Annotated in this window: 19 protein-coding genes and 4 pseudogenes; 7 read left to right on the top strand and 16 right to left on the bottom strand. The window is 41.3% G+C overall.

What is annotated here, in order from left to right; all coding sequences use genetic code 11:
* Window positions 1–42: 42 nt before the first annotated feature.
* The 7 genes from WMO28_RS05295 to WMO28_RS05325 form a co-directional block, all read right to left on the bottom strand.
* A complete protein-coding gene (locus WMO28_RS05295; protein WP_173738605.1) occupies window positions 43–1,065 on the bottom strand; it encodes a threonine aldolase family protein in 1,023 nt (340 codons plus the stop codon).
* A gap of 29 nt (window positions 1,066–1,094) precedes the next feature.
* Window positions 1,095–2,123: a LacI family DNA-binding transcriptional regulator gene (locus tag WMO28_RS05300; protein ID WP_349056273.1), complete on the bottom strand. Its 1,029-nt coding sequence runs from the start codon at window positions 2,121–2,123 to the stop codon at window positions 1,095–1,097.
* Window positions 2,124–2,223: 100 nt separating this feature from the next.
* The gene (locus WMO28_RS05305) at window positions 2,224–3,750 is read right to left on the bottom strand and encodes a DUF5605 domain-containing protein (RefSeq protein ID WP_349056274.1); all 1,527 of its coding nucleotides are present in this window, start codon (window positions 3,748–3,750) and stop codon (window positions 2,224–2,226) included.
* 25 nt (window positions 3,751–3,775) lie between these two features.
* Window positions 3,776–4,615 (bottom strand): carbohydrate ABC transporter permease, encoded by an 840-nt coding sequence (locus tag WMO28_RS05310; RefSeq protein WP_349056275.1) that lies wholly within the window; start codon window positions 4,613–4,615, stop codon window positions 3,776–3,778.
* Between the two features lie 12 nt (window positions 4,616–4,627).
* Entirely contained in the window at window positions 4,628–5,500 is an 873-nt protein-coding gene (locus WMO28_RS05315) for a carbohydrate ABC transporter permease (protein ID WP_349056276.1), read from the bottom strand.
* A gap of 106 nt (window positions 5,501–5,606) precedes the next feature.
* Complete coding sequence (locus tag WMO28_RS05320) at window positions 5,607–6,845, bottom strand: extracellular solute-binding protein (protein WP_178644199.1); 1,239 nt, start codon at window positions 6,843–6,845, stop codon at window positions 5,607–5,609.
* A gap of 558 nt (window positions 6,846–7,403) precedes the next feature.
* Window positions 7,404–8,309: a helix-turn-helix domain-containing protein gene (locus WMO28_RS05325; protein ID WP_349056277.1), complete on the bottom strand. Its 906-nt coding sequence runs from the start codon at window positions 8,307–8,309 to the stop codon at window positions 7,404–7,406.
* A 58-nt stretch (window positions 8,310–8,367) separates the two neighbouring features.
* Here WMO28_RS05325 and WMO28_RS05330 point away from each other — a divergent pair, with 58 nt between their 5' ends.
* On the top strand, window positions 8,368–9,696 hold the full coding sequence (locus WMO28_RS05330; RefSeq protein WP_349056278.1) for an MATE family efflux transporter: 1,329 nt from the start codon (window positions 8,368–8,370) through the stop codon (window positions 9,694–9,696).
* Window positions 9,697–9,781: 85 nt separating this feature from the next.
* Here the strand turns inward: WMO28_RS05330 and WMO28_RS05335 are convergent.
* Together WMO28_RS05335 and WMO28_RS05340 are read right to left on the bottom strand one after the other, a co-directional pair.
* A pseudogene (locus WMO28_RS05335) lies at window positions 9,782–10,357 on the bottom strand (ABC transporter substrate-binding protein); the annotation flags it as partial.
* On the bottom strand, window positions 10,332–12,290 hold the full coding sequence (locus WMO28_RS05340; protein ID WP_349056279.1) for a recombinase family protein: 1,959 nt from the start codon (window positions 12,288–12,290) through the stop codon (window positions 10,332–10,334). The gene WMO28_RS05340 and the pseudogene WMO28_RS05335, both read right to left, overlap by 26 nt.
* 33 nt (window positions 12,291–12,323) lie before the next feature.
* Between WMO28_RS05340 and WMO28_RS05345 the strand changes: the two genes are divergently transcribed.
* On the top strand, window positions 12,324–12,821 hold the full coding sequence (locus WMO28_RS05345) for a hypothetical protein (protein ID WP_349056280.1): 498 nt from the start codon (window positions 12,324–12,326) through the stop codon (window positions 12,819–12,821).
* Between the two features lie 24 nt (window positions 12,822–12,845).
* Here WMO28_RS05345 and WMO28_RS05350 read toward each other — a convergent pair whose 3' ends face one another.
* Window positions 12,846–13,739, bottom strand: a complete 894-nt coding sequence (locus tag WMO28_RS05350) for a helix-turn-helix domain-containing protein (protein WP_178536300.1) — start codon at window positions 13,737–13,739, stop codon at window positions 12,846–12,848.
* A gap of 117 nt (window positions 13,740–13,856) precedes the next feature.
* Between WMO28_RS05350 and WMO28_RS05355 the strand changes: the two genes are divergently transcribed.
* Window positions 13,857–14,078: a hypothetical protein gene (locus tag WMO28_RS05355; RefSeq protein WP_117963126.1), complete on the top strand. Its 222-nt coding sequence runs from the start codon at window positions 13,857–13,859 to the stop codon at window positions 14,076–14,078.
* Window positions 14,078–15,277: an MFS transporter gene (locus tag WMO28_RS05360; RefSeq protein ID WP_349056289.1), complete on the top strand. Its 1,200-nt coding sequence runs from the start codon at window positions 14,078–14,080 to the stop codon at window positions 15,275–15,277. Before WMO28_RS05355 ends, WMO28_RS05360 begins: the two co-directional genes overlap by 1 nt.
* A 57-nt stretch (window positions 15,278–15,334) precedes the next feature.
* Here the strand turns inward: WMO28_RS05360 and WMO28_RS05365 are convergent, their stop codons facing one another.
* On the bottom strand, window positions 15,335–15,574 hold the full coding sequence (locus tag WMO28_RS05365; protein WP_349056281.1) for a DUF6061 family protein: 240 nt from the start codon (window positions 15,572–15,574) through the stop codon (window positions 15,335–15,337).
* 319 nt (window positions 15,575–15,893) lie between these two features.
* Between WMO28_RS05365 and WMO28_RS05370 the strand changes: the two genes are divergently transcribed.
* A complete protein-coding gene (locus WMO28_RS05370) occupies window positions 15,894–16,586 on the top strand; it encodes a CPBP family intramembrane glutamic endopeptidase (RefSeq protein ID WP_349056283.1) in 693 nt (230 codons plus the stop codon).
* A 36-nt stretch (window positions 16,587–16,622) separates the two neighbouring features.
* Here the strand turns inward: WMO28_RS05370 and WMO28_RS05375 are convergent, their stop codons facing one another.
* Window positions 16,623–16,817, bottom strand: coding sequence for a hypothetical protein (locus WMO28_RS05375; RefSeq protein WP_349056291.1), 195 nt, complete (start codon window positions 16,815–16,817; stop codon window positions 16,623–16,625).
* Between the two features lie 76 nt (window positions 16,818–16,893).
* Window positions 16,894–17,085, bottom strand: a complete 192-nt coding sequence (locus WMO28_RS05380; RefSeq protein ID WP_349056284.1) for a hypothetical protein — start codon at window positions 17,083–17,085, stop codon at window positions 16,894–16,896.
* Window positions 17,086–17,280: 195 nt separating this feature from the next.
* Here WMO28_RS05380 and WMO28_RS05385 point away from each other — a divergent pair, with 195 nt between their 5' ends.
* Entirely contained in the window at window positions 17,281–17,574 is a 294-nt protein-coding gene (locus tag WMO28_RS05385; protein ID WP_195257275.1) for a type II toxin-antitoxin system RelB/DinJ family antitoxin, read from the top strand.
* Window positions 17,564–17,878: a type II toxin-antitoxin system RelE/ParE family toxin gene (locus tag WMO28_RS05390; RefSeq protein WP_349056285.1), complete on the top strand. Its 315-nt coding sequence runs from the start codon at window positions 17,564–17,566 to the stop codon at window positions 17,876–17,878. The genes WMO28_RS05385 and WMO28_RS05390 overlap by 11 nt, the downstream gene beginning before the upstream one ends.
* 224 nt (window positions 17,879–18,102) lie before the next feature.
* Here the strand turns inward: WMO28_RS05390 and WMO28_RS05395 are convergent.
* The 3 pseudogenes from WMO28_RS05395 to WMO28_RS05405 form a co-directional block, all read right to left on the bottom strand.
* Window positions 18,103–18,561, bottom strand: a pseudogene (locus WMO28_RS05395) (ABC transporter substrate-binding protein); the annotation flags it as partial.
* 128 nt (window positions 18,562–18,689) lie between these two features.
* Window positions 18,690–19,421 (bottom strand): annotated as a pseudogene (locus tag WMO28_RS05400) (uroporphyrinogen decarboxylase/cobalamine-independent methonine synthase family protein).
* Between the two features lie 842 nt (window positions 19,422–20,263).
* A pseudogene (locus WMO28_RS05405) lies at window positions 20,264–20,475 on the bottom strand (RNA-guided endonuclease InsQ/TnpB family protein); the annotation flags it as partial.

The following is a 20,475-nucleotide window of genomic DNA, read 5'->3' on the forward strand; positions in this document are numbered from 1 at the left end:
TGCAATTATTTCTACTTTATGATCTTCTCAGGATGATACGCACTACAGCAATTCGATCAGCGCATCAATATCTTCCATCTTCGTTCCCCAGCTTGTAGCAAAACGGATCACTGTATGATCCTCATCATATTTCTCCCAGAAATCAAACCGGACTTTTTTTGCAAGTTCTTCTTTTTTATTATTTTCCAGGATTATGAACTGCTGGTTTGTCGGAGAATCAATATAAAGCTGGTAGCCTTTTTCCTGAAGAGCTTTTTTCAGCTTCATAGCAGTGTCAATGGCGTTTCGGCTGATCTTTGTATACAGATCATCTGTAAATAAAGTATCAAACTGGATTCCCAGAAGACGCCCCTTGGCCAGAAGAGCTCCCTGCTGCTTCACCATAGTCATGAAATGTTTCGGAGCTTTTTTCGTAAAAACAACTGCCTCACCACAGAGTGCTCCTACCTTGGTTCCGCCGATGTAGAATACATCTGTATATCTCGCAATATCCTCAAGTGTCACATCTGTTTCCGGGCTTACCAGGCCGTATCCAAGTCTTGCTCCGTCCAGGAACAGCGGAAGCTCATAATGTCTGCACACATTGAAGATTTCTTCCAGTTCTTTCTTTGTATAAAGCGTTCCGTATTCTGTAGGATGGGAAATATATACCATTCCCGGAAATACCATATGGTCATGACTTTCATCCCCGTAAAAAGTTTCGATATATTCGGTTATACTCTCTGCTTTGATCTTTCCGTTCTCTGCCGGAAGTGCCAGAACCTTATGTCCGGTATACTCGATAGCACCGGCTTCATGGCAGTTTACATGACCAGTCTCAGCTGCCAGTACACCCTCGTATCTGTTCAGCACGGAACCGATAACTGTCGCATTGGTCTGAGTTCCTCCTACCAGAAAAAACACCTCTGCATCCGGACAGCCACATGCCTTGCGGACCTTTTCTTTTGCAGAATCACAGTATTTATCTGTGCCATATCCGGAAAGCTTCTCCATGTTTGTCTCCACAAGTTTTTCAAGGATCGCCGGATGCGCTCCCTCGCAGTAATCGTTTACAAAAAATAACATTTTATTTTCTCCTCATCTGTATTTCCATTTTATTTGACCGTCTGCCCCGGAATGATCTTACAGGTGGAAAACGATTTGAATTTACAGGAAATCGCCCCCTTCATCTCCTGTTCCAGAAAAAGCATGGCCACATGTGCACGTTCCAGATGCTCCATCCGAAGCGTGGTAAGAAGGATATCTCCGGTAAGATAATCCGGGAGCTCATCTACTCCCAGAAGAGAGATGTCTTCCGGAACCGAAATCTTCTTCTGCCGTAACGCACGCATCACTCCAATGGAAATCTGATAATTTTCCATGATAAAGGCATCCGGCAATTCATGCGTCTCCAGATATTTCAATGTTGCCTCACATACCTCACTGGTAGTTTCTCCCAGCGGGTAGATAGATTCTTTCTCCAGTGGCAGACCATTCTTCCGAAGTCCTGCACGGAATCCCGCACGACGCTGCTGAAAATTAAAAATATTCTGGGTATTGGCCAGATATTTGATATTCCGGCAGCCTCTGGAAACCAGATAATCCACACCATCCCTGATTCCTTCCACCCCACCGAAGGTAACGCAATGATATTCATTCCCAAGATCATTATCATAGATCACCATTGGCTTTCGGATTGCCCGAAACGGTGGAAACTGATCCGGCTGCATCTCCGTTGCATACAGGATCACACCTGCCACATTTTCCTCATTGGCCTCACGCACTACACGCTCCACATCTTCTTTTTTTTGTGAAGAAGCGTAAGTCACGCTGATGATACAGCCCATTCTTCTGGCTTCCTGTTCAAATACCGTCAGGCTGTCCGGGCATACATCCAATTCAAAATTCTTGAGGAATCTGAGATCATTATCAATAAAAAGTACCTTGATGATATTTTTATTCTCTAATTCCTGCTTGTTTTTTTCTTCTTTTTGTCGTTCTGCTTCTCCTGTGACCTCTCCAATATAATCAAAAATCCTTCGTCGGGTTTTCTCACTGACTCCTGGTTTATTGTTTAAAACCAGGGATACCGTTGCCTTGGAAAGATTAAGATTTCTCGCTATATCTGCTGCCTTTATCTTCATTCTGATCCCTCTTGATTTAAACTTCTCCTTGATTCTAAACACTTTTGGTTTTCCTGTCAACATAAAGCAGGGAGCCGCCTCTCCGGCAGCTCCCCATAAATCACTTAACCTCGCGCACGCGCACAGCCATATACTCTCTTCCCGGCAGGTCAATCCGGAACTTGCCTTTAAAGGTTCCTTTTTTCTCGATGGTCATGTTCCATGTATCGATTACTTCTACCTCAAACTCTGTTTCATCATCAATATGATACTCGCGGAATGACGGACGCATGAAGCTGTAATAGAAAATATAATATTTAATATCCTGAAGACTGTTGTCTACAGATGCCCCAACCTCATCCCACTGATTTTCAAGAGGGCGAAGTCCAGGTGCAGGAGTCTCCTCCATGATCTTCTGAAGGAACTTGAATCTCTCAGGGCTCTCTCCATGAAGCTTGCCGCCATGGGACCACCAGAGAATTCCCTCATCATTCATATATGTCTCGCCATGTCCCGGATATGCACCTCTGCAGAATGCTTCCCAGAAACGTCTTGTCATTTCTTTTCCGCTGATATTTCCCCAGCCGTGCTGGATATTTCCCTCGTAAGCGATCTCATCCAGAACTACCGGTTTTTTATAGCGGATACGCCACTCATTTACCATCTCCGAGGATTTATAAAGATCCTGTCTCTGGATACTGCAGTGTGTGATCCACGGTCTTGTATAATCATAAAAGCTCTTGCAGTTATGGATGGAACGAAGATGATTATAAACATCTTTCTCCTGAATGATGGATGCGTAACGCTCCCAGTCCTCTGTGGCCTTTTTCGGGAAAAGATCGTACTCATTTGCAAGAGACCACCATACATTTCTGTATGCGCTTACTCTGGCGATGAGATATTTCCAGTAAAGATCATCGCACTCTGCGCTCATCTCGCTGAATCCCCAGCGGTCATACGGATGCATTACAATGATATCAGCCTGGATTCCCAGATCCATCAGCTTCTTCACACAGTCATCAATGTGCTGGAAATGTTTCACATTGAATCTCTTGTAATCGAAGTTATTGCCTTCTGCACAGCCAACATATTCCTGGAAGTTATCAGATGTCAGCACAGAGCTGTCCATAGGAGTTCCCTCATACGGGTAGCTGATCGGCTCATTCAGGTTGTAATCATAGTGTTTCGGGAATACACAGAAACGGATCTTGTTAAACGCACTGTCTGCCAGTGTCTCCAGTGTCTGCTTCTGAAGCTCCTCACTCTGAAGCTCCCATACATAGCAGGTCGTTCCAATGGAATAATAAGGTTTTCCATCCTCGTATGCCATATGGTAAGTATAGGATACACGAACCGGTCCATGGTTGCCTTCTGTTGCAGGTGTTACATGGAATGCACCGATGTACACTTCATCAGAAAAGCTGCCTTTGATCTCAAAAGTATAATCTCCCTCAAAGGAAGGCATGAAACGTACACGGTAGATTCCGTCTCCATCATAAAAACCATCTACAGTTTTTGTCTCTTCTTTGCCTTTAAAGGTTCCCTGTATCGCATAATCGGTAAACGGATTTCCGTCACGTTCTCCCGGCATCTCTGCTTCGAATGTTCCCCATTTTTCTACAGATTCCGTAAATTTGCAAGTACTCATAATTCGTCCTCTTTCTTTCTGTAAATCAGGATTTAACTGCTCCTGCCATACCTTCTACAAAGTATCTCTGGAAGATCAGATATACAACCATAACCGGGATAACGGAAACAAGTACACCTGCACACAGATAACCATAATCCGTTCCATGCTCACCAACAAAGGTCATAATACCAACCGGTACTGTTTTCATTGTGTTGTCGTTGATGATAACGCTGGCCAGAAGGTACTCATTCCATGTGGAAAGGAAGTCTGTAATGAACAGTGTTGCGATCGCCGGTTTTGCGATCGGCAGGATAATCCTATAGAAAAGCTGCCATTTGTTACAACCGTCAATACATGCTGCCTCATCAATATCCTTCGGAATTCCCAGCATAAAACCTCGCATGATCAGGATACAGTAGGAAATACCGAAACCGATATATACATAGAATAATCCGAAGTATGTATTCAGAAGATTCAGTTTGCTGTAGATAATGTTGATCGGCACAAGTGCTGTCTGCATTGGAAGCATCATACCGATAAGGAAGAATACAAAGATTCCCACACGGTGTTTGATATTCAGTCTTGTCAGTGCAAAAGAAGCCATGGCTCCTACGAAAATACCAAGCGGTACTTTCAGACAGGAAATGATAAGGTCATTCTTCATATAAGTAAAGAGACGTCCCTGTGTCATAGCTTTTGAAAAGTTATCCCAGGCAATTTCTGCCGGAAGCTGAAACAGGCTTAAACCACTCATGAAATCTTTTTTATGTTTCAGTGCTGTTACTACCAGTGTAAAGATCGGTATGATCCAGATCAGTGCGAGAATTGCCAGAAGCACATACAGCAGCACTTTTTTTGTAATTTTTTTACTTTTTCCGTCCATTGTCTGTACCTCCTACTTTTCTTTTGCTGTAAAGGAAACATACGGCACAATTACGATCAGCATCATAACGACCATAACACATGCAACTGCCGTACCCATACCTACATTGTTATACTGGAAAGTCTGTGAATACATATAGGTGGCAAGTACCTGTGTGGAGTTGTTCGGACCGCCGCCTGTAAGACCCTGTACAATATCATAAACTTTCATTGCTGCTACGATCAGTGTTGCAAGAACCATTACGAATGTCTCTTTCATAAGCGGTACGGTTACACTGAAGAATTTACGGACCGGACCTGCTCCATCAATGGTAGCTGCCTCAAGGACATCCGGTGAAACAGACTGTAAACCTGCCAGGAACAGGATCATCGGCTGTCCGATTCCCTGCCAGAGCGCAGCTGCAAAGATCGCATACAGACTGACCTTCGGATCAGAGATCCATGTCTGTTTGAAATTAACACCAATTGCTTTGAAAAACTGATTGATAAATCCGATGTTCGGATTGTAGATCCATCTCCAGATGATGGCTACTGCGATCGGCGCGATTACACACGGAAAATAGAAAAATGCACGGAAAACTGTACGTCCGCGGAACTGCTTGTTCAGGATGACTGCAAATCCAAGAGAAACGGTCATCATCAGTACGATCGTAAGCACGATCCAGATTAAATTGTTCTTTAATGCGATCATGAATGTCGGATCATCAGTGAATAATTTTACATAGTTGCTCAGTCCGACAAATTCCTTCTCAGCAACACCATTCCATTTAAACAAACTGATAAACAGTGAGTAAAATACCGGTACTACGATAACTGAAAGATAGATGACTGCAGCCGGTATAAGAAATGCGTATGCGCTGAATTCAATTTTACTCTTTTTTTTCATTCCGGAATCCCTCCACTCTTATTCCCGCAAAATGTACCGTCTGCACATCTTGCTCAAAAGCAATGAGCGGTCAAAGACTGCGCTTTGGCCGCTCTGCCATGCTTAATTATTTAGCCTGATAATCCTCGATTGCTTTCTGGATATTAGCTGCACCTTCTTCTGGTGTCATCTCGCCATTAGCGATGGCATCCTGTGCATTGAAGAGAACATCAGCAACCTCTGTCGGGAATGCCTGGTCTGTGATGGTGAATGTACCATTCTTATTAGATGTCTCAAGCATGCCGTTTACGTTAATCTGATCTGCCGGTGCCTCAGCGCCCTGTACTGGAAGCGGTACATTGTAGTACTCACCGTATTTCTCAACGTTCTCATCGCTCTGATAGTAATCCATGAACTTCACGCATGCATCAAGCTCTTCGTCGGAAAGGTTTGCATTGAACTCTGTCATCTCTGCGAATGCAGACATACGGTTGTCACCACCGGACGGGAATGCGAATACACCATAGTTGTTAATATCCAGATCATTCTGAAGGATCTGTCCGTCATACCACTGTCCTTCAAGATCCATTGCACACTCTCCAGAACCAAATGGCATGATCGCATCGTTCGGGTCGAGGGTAAGGAATCCATCCGGGAAGTATCCTGCGTCAACCCACTCTTTATATTTGGTAAGGGCCTGTACAACTGCTTCGTTGTCCCAGCTCTCCTCAAATGTGTTCATCTTGTCATGCTCCTCAGCGCCTGCAAAATGCTCTACAAGAAGCTCTACCCATCTCATTACGTGCCATCCGTTCAGTCCGGCTGCTTCCATTGGAGTGTATCCGTTATCTTTCAGAGTCTTAAGAGCTGCCTCGAACTCATCGAAAGTTGTTGGAACTTCGATTCCGCACTCATCAAAGATCTGCTTATTATAGTAAACACCAAGTGCATTGTAGCTTGTCGGATATCCTGCAAGCTTATTGTCGAATGTGCAGAGGTTTAATGCGGACTCTGTGAATTTATCGTTCCAGCCGTTCTTCTCTGCGTACTCGGTAAGGTCGTATGTCTTGCCGTTGTCTGCATAGAATTTACCAAGGCTGCCGCCCCAGTTGAACCACATGCTTGGCAGTGTATCGGAAGAAGCTGCTACCTTGCAGGCATCCTTGATACCGTCTGTATCATAGAAAGAAGCGGTTACTTTAATATCAGGGTTTGCTTCGTTGAATGCCTCTACGATCGGCTCAACTGCTTCCTGTCTTGTGTTCAGTGTCCAGAATGTAACCTCTGTTGCTGCGCTTACGGATGAAGCCATTCCGAATACCATTGCTCCTGCAAGTGCTGCTGCCATTACCTTTTTAAAATTCATAACATGTCCTCCTTTAAACTTTTCATGAATTTCGTTTAGTACGTCTCGTGTTTTGTTGAAATAAATTTACCACATCGTTTAGTTGTTTTCAACTGTTTTTTACTATTTCTACATTTATTATAAATTTAAAAGCTGTTTTTTAGTTATTTTTCACTATTTTTTTCATTTAAAAAGTTTAAAGCAGTATAAACTTTTGTATTTTTCTCGAACTTTTATATTTTTAAACGTTTAATGCAACAGTTCCACATTTTCTAAATATGCTAAAACTTGACCTGCTTTTCTGACATAATCTGCATTTTTATGACTTTTATACCTGCTGTTTTTTCTCGTCGCAGCTTCCCGTTTTTAAATCTTTCAATATTTTTAAACTTTTTTTCATCTCATCATCTAATCAGATCGATCTGTTGTTCGCAATCCACTTTCGCTGCACAGTTCTATACCGGAGCTGCTGAGATAAATCAATATCTGTATCAAAATCAGCAATACCGGAATCGCATTTTTTTCCATGTTTCTCTATAATGAGCATGCAGAAAAAAAAGACGCAGACATATGTGTTGTCTACATCTTTTTCTTTTTCAGAGAATTGTATTCTCCGGGATTGCAGCCAAATTGTTTTCGAAATGCACTGGCGAAACGGCTGGCGCTGCTGAAACCTACCATGTCAGCGATCTGTGTCATGGAATACTGGCCGCTCTGTACCAGCGGGAAGCTTTTGTTCGCACGATATTCTTCCAGATATCCGGTAACGGTTTTTCCGGTCATTTTTTTGAAAAGGCGGCAGCAGACCTCCCGGGACAGGTGCACCTGCTCTGCCAGACTCTGAAGTGATATCACTTCCTGGGAGCGGGCATTCAGATAATTCAGCATTTTTTCCAGGCGTTCCAGCTCCAGCTGATTGGCAGGGACAAATCTGGAAAATGATTTCCGGTTTTCGGAAAGGATCATGCTGAACGCCTCACACAGAAGTCCTTTGATCCTTAATTCATAGCAGCAGACTTTTCTGTCAAAGACTTCCTCCACCTGATTCAGCAGCTTCAGAATCTCCTTTTCCCCTTCGTCTGTGCCTTTCAGATGAATGCACGGGACCGCTGAGTTCTCCAGGAAAGGACGGAAGCAGTTCCGTTCAATGTCACTTCCGAAATCTCCGTACAGGAAATCCGGTCTGACAAGAATCGTACTGTAACGTGCCCGGGCATTATTCTGTGAGCTGCAGCTGTGCGGAACATTTCGATTCAGAAGAAGCCCCTCTCCCGGTCTGACTATGTAGCTTTTTTCGTAGATCTGGTATATGGCCTCGCCTTCTCTCGGAAGACTGATCTCAAGGTCATCGTGCCAGTGGATCGGAACTCTTTTTCCTTCAAATGCCCAGAGATCGTCATGATTAACCGTCATGGGAAAGGTTTCTGTTCCGTGCTCCGAAAGCTCACGTCTGGTATCATCTACCAGAATTCTTCTCTTGGTCATCTTACAATTCTCCACGGTGAAATATTTATTACTCTTATAGTACAAGAAGGAGGAGCTTATGTCCAGAAGTAAAGAAATGGATCTTACCACCGGAAATCCATTCTGGTCTCTGCTGAAATTCGCGATTCCCGTTATTCTTGGAAATCTGTTTCAGCTTTTTTATACGCTTGCCGATTCTGTGATCGTCGGTAAGACCCTGGGTGCCGAATCTCTTGCCGCTGTCGGCTCAACCAGTATTATCATTTATTTTGTATTCTGCTTTATCAATGGTTTTACAGGCGGCTTCGGAATCTGCCTTGGCCAGAGGTGCGGCGCAAAGGATGAAAAGGGAATGCGAAAAAGTGTTGCAGCTTCTACTCTTCTGAGTATCGTTTTCACAGTTGTCCTGACACTTGTCTGCTGTCTCCTTGCCCATCAGATTCTCCGATGGATGCAGATTCCTGCCGATATCTCAGGGGAAGCCTACGATTATATGTTTGTTGTTCTTCTGGGAACCGGCGCAACTGTTTTTTACAATATGATCTCAAACATGCTGCGTGCACTGGGTGACAGCAAAACACCTCTTTACTTTCTGGTGTTTTCTTCTGTCTTGAATATTTTTCTTGATATCCTTTTTATCGTACCTTTCCACATGGGAGTTGCCGGAGCTGCCTGGGCTACGATCCTTGCACAGTTTCTTTCTGCAGTACTCAGCCTGATCGTCGGTCTGAAAAGCTTTCCTGTACTGCATCTGCATGCGGAGGATTTCCATGATCTTAAAGATACCATCCGGATTCATCTGAAAACCGGTTTCCCTATGGGATTTCAGATGTCTGTCATGTGCATCGGACAGCTTGCCATGCAGACCGTTGTAAATTCACTGGGAACTGCTGCCGTTGCCGGATACACTGCTGCATCCAAGGCTGATCAGCTTTCTGTGCTTGTAAACAATGCCATGATGACAGCTATTTCCAATTATGTTGCACAGAATTTCGGTGCCGGCAAAAAAGATCGGATTCGTCAGGGTGTACGTGCCTGTCTCATCCAGACGGAATTTTTTAACCTTATCATGTGTATCGGCATCCTGCTTCTGCGCCACCCGATCGTAAGAATGTTCCTCACAGCTCCTACAGCGGAGATCTATCATTATTCGGATGCATATCTGACGATTGTTGCACCGTTTTACTTTATTCTTGGTCTTCTGGCAGTTTACCGTACTTCGATTCAGAGCATGCAGAACGGCCGCGCCCCTTTTGCAGCCTGTATGATCGAGCTTGTTATGCGTATTGCCGCCACTGTGGGACTTTCCGGTATTCTGGGATATACTTCTGTCTGCATTGCCAGCCCGCTCGCATGGTTCGGTGCCTGCGCTCTGCTGATTCCTGTCTATTATAAAATGATGCGCTAAAACATATCCGATGAAACAAATAAGCCGCCCTGTCTTTCAGGTATGCGAAATGCCTGAAACGGACGGCTTATTTTTGTTCAGATTTTTATTTTTCTGCTGCCTTCTGTGCATACTTGGTTGTCACAAGATCTTCGTATTTCACACGTTCTTTCAACTCTCCTGCATCTTCCAGAATATCCTCCAGAAGCTCAAAGCTTTCCTTCTCAAAAATGAGATTGTTTTTCCAGGTATCCTGGTCATAGTAGCGCCGTACGATCGTTGTGATCGTATCTGCATCTGTTTCCGCAAACTGCGTGGCAATGACTTCTGCGATTTCTTCCGGTGTATGAGTTTTAACATATTCCATACCTTTCTGAAGCGCATTTGTAAACTTCTGGATAACCTCCGGATTCTTTTCCATGTAGCTGGTTTTTGCACTGTAGGAGGTGTATGGAACATATCCGGAATCCACACCAAGAGAAGCTACTACGTATCCTGCACCTTCTTTTTCCAGGATTGTGGCTGACGGCTCGAATTCCACGGTATACGCAGCCGAATCATCTCCCGTAAAGGCGGCAGCTGTGGAGCCGAAGTCTATGCTCTGATCTATGGTGAGATCTGTTTTTGGATCAATGCCGTTTTTCTTCAGAATGTATTCAAATACCATTTCCGGCATGCCACCTGTCGCCTGTGATACAATGTAAATATTCGCCCGATAGTTGTTTTGCGGTGGTTTCTGCTGATATATCTGACGTATCCGGCAGATAGCCTTTGACAAGCACCGTAATTTCTTCTTTTGATTTTACGATTCTGTACGGCTTCAGCGAGTTTTCTGTGGGTTCCAGAATCCCAAGACTTTTCACCAGTTCAATATAGGGCAGAATACTCTGCTTTGTCTTTTTGAATCCAAGATCTGTGATGTGCTCAGACAGATACTTGGCAGATGTGTAGCCACGCTCATCCTCAGCGATCAGCTTCATTACGATAGCAATTATCGTATTTTCTCTGCGGTTCATTTCATCGGCAGGACTATAATGAATCAGATTGGATAGTCCATACTTTAAAGTAATTTCCGGCATTCCGTCCTCATCCACCACAATTTTTTCTATGAGAAGTTCAATATCTCTGCGGTCAAGCGTTCCCCCGGCAATGATCTTATCTACTACATCAAGAGCATTCCGTAATTTATCTTTTACATCCGGCGTTTCGATTGCTGCTTCATCCAGTTCCTTTAACTGCATTTCCAGACCATGAATCTGAGCAAACAAATCATTCTGCATGGAATCGTAAGTCTCATTGATCAAATTTTCATTTCCGTTAGCAACTGCCAGATCTTTTACTTTCTGTGTAAGTAAAACTTTCAGCTGATTCTTTCGGTCACCGATTTCTCTATGTAGTTCCTGTCGTTTTTCTTCGACTGTTTTTTTTTCTGCTTCAAAATCTTTCAAATCATAGGTAGCAATGACTTCACTGAGAGCATTTCTGCATAGTTTGATATAAGTCAGGACATCCTCCATCAAATCTTCTTCTTCGATCAGATGAGCCTTGGAGCAATAACGCCTGCCTTTGGTATTATATGTCGTACAGATATAATATTTCCGTTCCCCGTTGGATGTCTGACGCTTGATCGGTGTGAGACGGCTGCCACAGTCCTTACAATACAGACAGCTTCCAAAGGGATTGGGAATCTCCGAACCAAGCCACTGTCCACGGCTTCCACGATAATTCGTGCGGTTGCGTTTCTCCTTTAACTCCTGCACCAGTGAAAAGGTAGCTTTGTCAATAATTGCTGGGTGATGATTCTCAAAAATACACTGTTCTTCCTTCGGAACACGTTTGTCTTTTCCATGAACGGTATTCCTTGCACGCTTTTTCAGCCGGAATGTTCCAATATAAAAATCATTATCCAGAATTTCTTTTATCATGGCATCCGACCATTGGGAAGCAACCTGCCTTTTGGATAATCTTCCTTCTTCGATTTCACGTTCCCGCTGTATCATAGAAGAAGTCGGTGCGTTGTGTTCTGTCAGATAAGTAGCGATTTTTCGATAACCGGAACCAGAAAGATATAAATCGTAAATCTTCCGGATATATTCCGCTTCTTTTGGCACAATCTCCAAAATCGTTTTATCTTCTGCATTGCGACGGTACCCAAACGGTGGCCTAGTGATCAAAGTTCCTTCTTTTTGTCTGGCTCCGATGGCTCGTTTGATTTTTTTACTGGTGTCTTTCACATACCTTTCATTAAACCATGTTTTAATACCAATGGTGTCATCACTGGAATCCATGGAATCATAGTTATCATCAATGACAATCAGATGCTTGCCCCTCTCCTGGAACTCATCCAGAAGCAGAAGTACCTTTGCATTATGTCTGCCAAGGCGGGAGAAGTCTTTAACGTATACGGTATCAATCTCTTGCTCCAGATCTGCCATCATCTGCTGAAATCCCGGTCTGTCAAAGATATAGCCGGAAATCCCGTCATCTTCATACCAGCGGTCAATTTTTACGCCATGATCATCGGCATATTGACTGATAATCAGCTTCTGATTTTCTATGGAAACGTAATTTTTCTTATCATCGTCTCTAGAGAGACGGACATATCCTGCATTCATAATCGTTCCTTTCTAAATGTAAATATAAATATTATGCACTATGTAATATTATTATATATTATACCACCCAAACCTGCCATGCCACCGGATGCAGCTGTTTATCCAAAGTTACAGCGAATTAAGAATGAACTGGATAAACAAAACGAAATAATCTTCAAAGCAGAGCATGAGAGGAATTTGCTGGAGATAAAACGAGACGATTTGCACGGTATTTCAAGACTAACCAAGAAGAGGGAGCTTGACAGTAAGATTGAGCGAAAGAATGAGGAAATAGATATTCTCAAATCGGGATTATCCGGTATTGTAAAAAGATATGGATTCGATACTGTACAGCAATTCTATAATGCAATTAAAATCGCTCAGGATGCCACGTATAAGTATCAGATGGATGTTGCCACATGGGAAGAAAACTATGGGGAGAAAACACCACCAAAAGCAACCTTTGAAGAAAGATTACGGATATATCAAAGAGAAGCTGATCAGCAGCATACACAAAGGAATTACCATAGCAGAGATAAAGGGGCGAGATAAGTCGCCCTTTTTTCGTCGGATAATTCATTTCTTTACGTTTCTATACTCTGTAGGAGTTAAGGAATACATTCTCTTAAATGTTTTACAGAAATAATCTGTATTACTGAATCCAGTTTCTATTGAAATGGCACTTACTTTTTTTTCTGTATTGGTAAGAAGTAATGCTGCCTTCCTTAACCTGTAGCATATCAGATAGTTGACAGGAGATGTATTCAGTACATTACGAAACAAATTCAAGGCAGTACTGATACTCACTTCCCCAACTTTGGCAATATCCAAAAGAGAAATGCTTTCAGGGTAATTCGAATGTATAAACTGCATCATCATTTGTAACCGTGCAAGTGAGGAAGCATTCACATTTTGAGTTTCTGGGTAACAAATAACATTTGAAGTTATGAGTGCCCATATCTTTTGTAATTGAACAGATATTTGTAGTTCATTTATTTCACCTCTGCTAAACTGTATAAGCTTTTGCATTTCAGACAAAATTTCTTTCTGCCATTCCTGTGAAGAAGAAAAAATGTAATAACCCAAAGATGAGTTCAGAAAGGGTAACACAAATTTCTGATAGATTAAACTTTCTTTCGGAGCAATCAAAGACGGAAGAAAGAGAAAATTTGGAATTACAGCGTCATTTTCGGAATGCATTTTATGAACAACTTTGGAATTAATAAATATTCCCTGTCCCTCGGACATGTCAAAATTATCTTCTCCTACATTAAAGTGAACTATACCGGATTCGATATATACAAATTCAAATTCGGTATGCCAATGCCAGTCAATACAGTTAAAATCATAATCGGTTATGTTTTCATCATAGAGTTTGTATGGAAAAAGATGAATCCCATGTAAAGCAGTTTCCATCAGTGTATCATCGGTTTTTATACTTACAAGCTTTTTCTTTTCTTTCTGCGACATGGCAGTCCCCTCCCGAACAATCTGTTTTACGATATTATACAGCATAATTGCGATATTATATAGTGAAAAATAAACAAAATTACTATATAGTTCTATTTAGCCGTAAGGAGAAGATAAATGTATGCACAGGTTGAATTTGGTTTATGTGATGAAAAAGAATGTATTTCTATCATTTTAGATAATGAGGAACAGGTAAATGAATTTATGTTAATGCTTATTGAAAAGTCATTTATAGTGAATTGTGAACCAAGATACTTAGGTGCGTTCTATGAGGGAAGTGTTTGGTGTGGAGATGAGCATTATCTAAGAATAACAACAAAGAGAGTTGAGGAAAAATGATGAAGAATTATAAAAAGACAAAATTGGCGTGTTATTTGGGATTTATTACGCAGGCAGTTGCTGCGAATTTTGCACCTTTACTATTTCTGAAATTTCATACAGATTACAATATTTCACTTGGAAACATTGCTATGATATCAACATCCTTTTTCTTTACACAGCTTTTGGTAGATTTGTTTTGTGCCAAGTACGTGGACAAAATTGGATATAGAGTATGCATTGTTGCTTCTGAAGTATGTTCGGCTGCAGGCCTTGTAGGTTTGGCATTTTTACCGGAAATAATTCCATCTCCGTTTATTGGTATTATTATAAGTGTCATTTTGTATGCGATTGGAAGTGGCTTAATCGAGGTTTTAGGAAGTCCTATTATGGAAGCATGTCCGTTTGAGAACAAGGAGGCTACTATGAGCCTTCTGCATTCCTTTTACTGTTGGGGAGCAGTTGGAACTATACTTGTTTCGACCGTTTTCTTTCTGCTATTTGGAATTGGCAACTGGAAATGGCTTGCTGTTATTTTTGCATTAATTCCTGCTATCAATATTATTAATTTTGCAACTTGTCCGATTGAATCATTAGTAGAGGAAGGACAGGGAATGGGAATCAGAAAATTATTTTCAAATCCCATGTTCCTGATTGCCATTGTGATGATGGTCTGTTCCGGGGCATCGGAGCTTGCAATGGCACAATGGGCATCTGCGTACGCAGAATCAGCCCTAGGCTTTTCAAAGGCAGTGGGAGATATTGCCGGACCTTGTATGTTTGCTGTGACGATGGGAATTTCACGAGTGTTGTTTGGAAAAGCCGGTGATAAAATGAAACTAAACAGATTTATGATTGGTTCCGGTATCTTATGTTTTGTATGTTATTTATTAGCGTCATTTTCAGAAAATCCGATCATTGGACTTGCTGGATGTATTGTATGTGGGTTTTCTGTAGGAATCATGTGGCCCGGTACAATCAGCATCTCTTCCAAGGCATTTCCAACAGGAGGAACTGCAATGTTTGCACTTTTAGCAATGGCAGGTGATCTTGGAGGAAGCATAGGTCCAGCCATTGTAGGAAGGGGTGCGGACATGTTTGGAGGTAGTATTCATGTGGGCATGCGCATTGGACTCCTGTTTCCGATTACGTTGTGTTTTATGCTATTTTTATTCAATATAATGAACAACAATGCGAATAAGCAGAAATGGAATCTATAAAACAAGCACCAAATGACTTGTAATGTCATTTGGTGCTTGTTTTGACTTAAGAATTATTTACCATAGTTCCAACAAATCTTCCGCATCTATCCACATCTGCATAGTACCGTCAAGATAAAGTCGAGCATACTTCACAGGATTGTCTATTGCCAAAGCATTCAAGGCACACTCTGAATTAGGTGTTGTCTTTAATCCTTCCTCTGCCTTTGCACAATCAATCCGAAGAATATATCCGGCATAAGTGCATATATCAATGCTGTTATGATAAATGTTGTAATCTGCATATATTATGTTCATTAAACCAATCCTCTTTTCTGTAAAATTCAAAAAGCATTTCAAGCAGTTCACACAGTCCGTTCATATTATGCTATAATGTGTTATGCGATTTTGCTTCCCTTATTTTTTCCCTTACGAGGGTTCGTAAAACCTTGTGAAACGATATAACACAAGGGAATACCTAAGGGAAAGCTCACCTACAGAAAAGTTAGTGTTTATAAGGGTTAGCGGGGAGTTTATTAATAAAATATAACAGCTAATGAAACCCTTAAATTAAGTGATTATACAATCGAAATTTATATAGGCATTATAGAATCAGTCTGTATGTGGAGAAAATCAAATGAACTGGGTAAATGTACAGTATAAAAGTAATTTGAGAAAATACGAAAAGAAGGATGGAATGAAAGCTCTTGTAACATACTGCTTAATAATGTGTAGTGCTTTCTTTCAAGGTTGGCTTTATACAACAAATGCAAATGTTTTTGTTTTAAATTTATCGCAGATATTGATTCCATTGGTTTTAATTGCAGTATTCTTTTGCTTTTTTTACTGTAGTAAAGAGAATATTAGAAGTATTGGAATTAATTCTGATAATATCAAAAATAGTATAGTATTTGGTTTAGCGGGAGGTTTCGTACTACTTGCTATACAGACGGCATTATATATAATCCAAGGGAAATCAGTATCATTTATCAATCCTACATTATTAAATTGGGTTATATTTCTATTTGCTGCTTTTGAAGAAGAAATACTATTTAGAGGGTACATACAGACAAGACTGTTTGGACTCATAAACGGTCAATGGATTGTTAGTATAATTAATTCAGTTCTTTTTTTATCCATACATTATCCTGTAAGATGGATAGTATCTGGAGCAATATTTATCAATGCATTATCGGCGGTATACATAGTATCGCTTCTTGTACTACATTTTTTTTGCGATGCTGTATATAAAAGGACAAATTGCCTATGGGGAGCATTCCTGTTACATGTAATCTATAATGCAGTAGGAGCAATGATTCAAATTTCCTAAAGATGGAACAAGGCGATAACTTCCAGTTTGTTGAAATCATGATATATCATTCCAGTGATTTCTAACCATTGTTTTGATACCATTGTGAATATCGGCATCCGAGTTCCCGTCCAGAAATATGACAACCCGGAAACCACTATCTGTATATTTCTTACGTTCAGCTTCAAATTCTTCTTGTGAGGAGAAGTCGCTGCGCCAGAGATAATACGTTGGTTTACGCAAGGCTATCACATCCTTTCTGTTAAATTTTCTATCATTATCATATAAAAAGTGGACAGTTTTCGTGTCTGTCCACTTTAAAATATTTTTATCGTTCACGGTCTGAATGGCTTAACTGACCTCTTTTTGCCAATTCCAGTATTTCCGGTGGAATACGTTCTACCAGACGTTGTAGATTTTCATAATCCGCCCTGAGTCTGGCATCATCCATTTTTTTCTGCATACTGCTGGATTTTGCTTCTTTTACCTGCCTGGATAAATTTTCTGTCTGTTTTTGCAAAGATGATTTCGCTTTTAAGTGAAGGGGCGATCACTATGAATGACTTAGAAGAATTCAGTGATGAGTTAAAAGAAAGAATGGTTTTCTTTACGAAATATTGCTGAAACATTGCAAATGTATTGACTTGACAATGCTTCTTTGCTATTCTAGTTATAACAAGACAATAGCATGGTTAAAAAATAGGAGGAATCATATATGGCAAGCACGATTCAAATTCGAGTAGATGATGAATTAAAAGCAAAATCAGATGAGCTATTTAAAGATTTGGGTACAGATACAACAACGGCAATCCGAATGTTTTTAACACAGGCCTTGTCTGTGAATGGCTTTCCGTTTGAAATTAAAAGAGCACGCACGAATCCATATGAAGCATTATCCGAAGCAGAGTTCTTGGAGAAGTTAGAAAAATCCCGCCAGAATGCAGCAGAGGGGAAATATCGTGATGCTTCAGAGGTTTCTCGCAATATGAGGGGAAAATATGGATTATAAAATTGTAGTGACAAAAGATGCGGAAGAAGATTTAGACAGATTCATCCAATATCTGATTTTTGAAAAAAAGAGTACGCAGGCAGCACGAAATGTTTTAGACGATTATGATGCAACCATTGAATGTTTGAAGCATGTAGCAGGCAGTTTGAAGCTATGTGAGAATCCAAGACTTCGTATGCATGGATACCGCCGTATCAATTTTTTGAATCACAGATATTTTATGATGTATCGCATTGTAGAGAACATTGTTTTTGTCGATAATATTTTTCATGAATTACAGGACTATGAAAATAAGATGTGTTAATATGCTTATCTAATATCCAGAATCTCATATATTTTTATTGCGTTTTAGCAGAAAATAGAATATAGTATTCATCAGTGATCAGATTGCAGAAACTTGTGAAGCCTGCGATCGGGAGAGGGTGCCGAGGCCCCTCTCCTTTTTCTTTTATACATTCTTCGCACTATTCATCCCATCCACCCAGTTACACAGAATCACAATCGTCTCATAATTTACATGGATGTATGTACGCCACCCTTTCGTCCACCAAGAATTTTTTCTCCTTTCAGATCTTCCCATTTGAAATCCGGCATTTTTTCTCTGGCAACCAGGAAATTCCCGGCCCGTTGGGTGAGCTGGGCAAAATTCACTGCCGGATCTGTTGCCCCCTCCTGGTAAGCATAGATCGAAGCTTCTGCACCCATGAAGCCGATATCTGCCTCGCCGGAGATCAGTGCGGTGAGAACTTTATCTGCACCGAAACCTGTTACCAGTGTCAGATCCAGACCTTCTTCTTCAAAGTATCCTTCTTCGATTGCTACGTATTGTGGTGCGTAAAAGATGGAATGTGCTACTTCGTTTAAGGTGACTTCTATAAGTTTGTTTTCTTCCGTATTGTCCTTTTTTTCTGCAAATGCCGTTACCGGCAGTGCTGTTGCAGAAAGAATAACTGCCGTTGCAAGTGTGAGCCATTTTTTATTTTTCATGAGATGCTCCTTTTTTGCCTTCTGCACTTAGGATATGCGTAAAGTCGAGAAAAAGTTCGTAGATACAGCCTTAAGCTTCATGCCAGTTAAAGAATCTGCCCGCATGGGCAGATCCACAGGAGGGTGCTCTAACAGCCCCAGACTTCTTCGGCGATTTCTCTGACAAGAGCTAATTTAGCCCACTGCTCTTCTTCTGTCAGTTTGTTTCCGATTTCGCAGGAAGCGAAACCGCACTGCGGGCTGAGATAGAGCCGGTCAAGTGGGATGTATTTTGCCGCTTCATGGATACGGCGGATGATGTCTTCTTTTTGCTCAAGCACCGGGGACTTGGTAGTGATAAGACCGAGGACGACTTTTTTGTCCGGGGACACTTTGGCAAGCGGGGCGAAACCACCGGAGCGGGCATCGTCGTATTCGAGATAGAGAGCATCGACATTTTCTTTTGCGAAGACATAATCGGCTACAGTATTTTCGTCTTCGAACTGTTTTAAAAATTTGTAATAGTAAACGAAAGGATGCGCTTTGGCTTTGAACTTTCCAGTGAGGAAGGCATCATCACGGACGGCGAGTTCGGCGTTGAATTTTACGCCGTTGCCAGTTCGTTTGTGGGAGACACCTTCAAATCCTCACATGAAATCCAGGTGCCAGAAGGTTCGACGGAATTCGCCGTCGGTAATGATGTGGTAGCCGAGGTCTTTTTGCTTTTGGACGATTTTGGTGATTTCTTCGTTTGCAATAGTGTCAAAAGTTTCCTGGGAAAGAGTGCCCGCTTCGAAAGATGCTTTTGCATCTTTGAGACGCTCTGGTCTTAAGAAACTGCCAACGATGTCATAACGGTAAGGGGAATGTAAATTGCTTATAGGTAATATCCTCTCTTTCTTAAAAAAATTTCGTGAGTTTCAAAATTATTTTGAAGATCCGTTTTTTGGACGGGGCTATTGTAACATGGAAGAAAAGGATTGAAAAATATATAAAAACATGAGCTGTTCATAGTTTAAAACTATGGTGTAGACATAAAAATTTCTGGCAGTTGTGAAAGAATTCTTATCTTTCAGACCTCTGCCAGATGTTTTTTCAGCGCTTCAAGATAAAACTGTGCATAAGAACTTTCGATCCGGTCTTTTTTTCGGATAACGCCGATCCGCAGATCGCAATCTATGGCAAGTATAATGGTATCGTCCTTTGTAAAAGAAATGAATACTGATGTACAAGAATATCGATCTGTATTTGGAAATTTTCAGATTGAGAATGTCTGAAAAACGCCACAGTCGAAGATACAGCAAGTTTAACAAGAAAGAACGTGATATGCAAGGAAATATGTATCTCCAATATCAAAATGCAGGTAAAATCATGCGTTTTTTCTATAGATCAGAAGCTCTTTTGTGTAACTCGTATACAAATTTTCAAACAACCTGTCCATCAGAAAACATAAAATAAAGGTCAGAAGTGTACCTGTTATTGTCCAGAACATACGTTGTATAAAAATTTCATAACCGAAACATTTTTGCATCATGGCATTTCCCAAAACAGCCTGCAATCCAATGCACGCACTTCCCAGGATATATTTAAAAGGCATGAGTGAAAAAATCCAATTAAAGCTCGTGAACTACTCGGCAACTGAGTTACCAGAGCATCTGAATTAAGGCGGGATACCGCCTTTTCAGGGTGCGTCCATGACACCACTACTGCTTGCTCTTTAGAGCTATACAGCTACTTTTATTATCTCAGGTGTTTTCAATCCGGTTACGGACAGTTCTTTTTTTGCTCCGGATACGGAGAGATATTTTCTCAGGATGTTATATGCACCTACAGCATCTGCGTTATACTTCCGGTTTCCGTCCCTGTACAGTCCCCTTTGTTTTCGGTTGCATGGCTGTGCATATCTTTTTTCCACCTCTGGTGACAGCGGACTGC

Source organism: Blautia aquisgranensis (assembly GCF_040096615.1).
GTDB classification, from domain to species: domain Bacteria; phylum Bacillota; class Clostridia; order Lachnospirales; family Lachnospiraceae; genus Blautia_A; species Blautia_A aquisgranensis.

What these genes read in the sequence shown, in the direction of transcription:
- WMO28_RS05295 (WP_173738605.1), bottom strand. Translation starts at nt 1,065, where the DNA reads ATGTTATTTTTTGTAAACGATTACTGCGAGGGAGCGCATCCGGCGATC.
- WMO28_RS05300 (WP_349056273.1), bottom strand. Translation starts at nt 2,123, where the DNA reads ATGAAGATAAAGGCAGCAGATATAGCGAGAAATCTTAATCTTTCCAAG.
- WMO28_RS05305 (WP_349056274.1), bottom strand. Translation starts at nt 3,750, where the DNA reads ATGAGTACTTGCAAATTTACGGAATCTGTAGAAAAATGGGGAACATTC.
- WMO28_RS05310 (WP_349056275.1), bottom strand. Translation starts at nt 4,615, where the DNA reads ATGGACGGAAAAAGTAAAAAAATTACAAAAAAAGTGCTGCTGTATGTG.
- WMO28_RS05315 (WP_349056276.1), bottom strand. Translation starts at nt 5,500, where the DNA reads ATGAAAAAAAAGAGTAAAATTGAATTCAGCGCATACGCATTTCTTATA.
- WMO28_RS05320 (WP_178644199.1), bottom strand. Translation starts at nt 6,845, where the DNA reads ATGAATTTTAAAAAGGTAATGGCAGCAGCACTTGCAGGAGCAATGGTA.
- WMO28_RS05325 (WP_349056277.1), bottom strand. Translation starts at nt 8,309, where the DNA reads ATGACCAAGAGAAGAATTCTGGTAGATGATACCAGACGTGAGCTTTCG.
- WMO28_RS05330 (WP_349056278.1), top strand. Translation starts at nt 8,368, where the DNA reads ATGTCCAGAAGTAAAGAAATGGATCTTACCACCGGAAATCCATTCTGG.
- WMO28_RS05340 (WP_349056279.1), bottom strand. Translation starts at nt 12,290, where the DNA reads ATGAATGCAGGATATGTCCGTCTCTCTAGAGACGATGATAAGAAAAAT.
- WMO28_RS05345 (WP_349056280.1), top strand. Translation starts at nt 12,324, where the DNA reads ATGCACTATGTAATATTATTATATATTATACCACCCAAACCTGCCATG.
- WMO28_RS05350 (WP_178536300.1), bottom strand. Translation starts at nt 13,739, where the DNA reads ATGTCGCAGAAAGAAAAGAAAAAGCTTGTAAGTATAAAAACCGATGAT.
- WMO28_RS05355 (WP_117963126.1), top strand. Translation starts at nt 13,857, where the DNA reads ATGTATGCACAGGTTGAATTTGGTTTATGTGATGAAAAAGAATGTATT.
- WMO28_RS05360 (WP_349056289.1), top strand. Translation starts at nt 14,078, where the DNA reads ATGAAGAATTATAAAAAGACAAAATTGGCGTGTTATTTGGGATTTATT.
- WMO28_RS05365 (WP_349056281.1), bottom strand. Translation starts at nt 15,574, where the DNA reads ATGAACATAATATATGCAGATTACAACATTTATCATAACAGCATTGAT.
- WMO28_RS05370 (WP_349056283.1), top strand. Translation starts at nt 15,894, where the DNA reads ATGAACTGGGTAAATGTACAGTATAAAAGTAATTTGAGAAAATACGAA.
- WMO28_RS05385 (WP_195257275.1), top strand. Translation starts at nt 17,281, where the DNA reads ATGGCAAGCACGATTCAAATTCGAGTAGATGATGAATTAAAAGCAAAA.
- WMO28_RS05390 (WP_349056285.1), top strand. Translation starts at nt 17,564, where the DNA reads ATGGATTATAAAATTGTAGTGACAAAAGATGCGGAAGAAGATTTAGAC.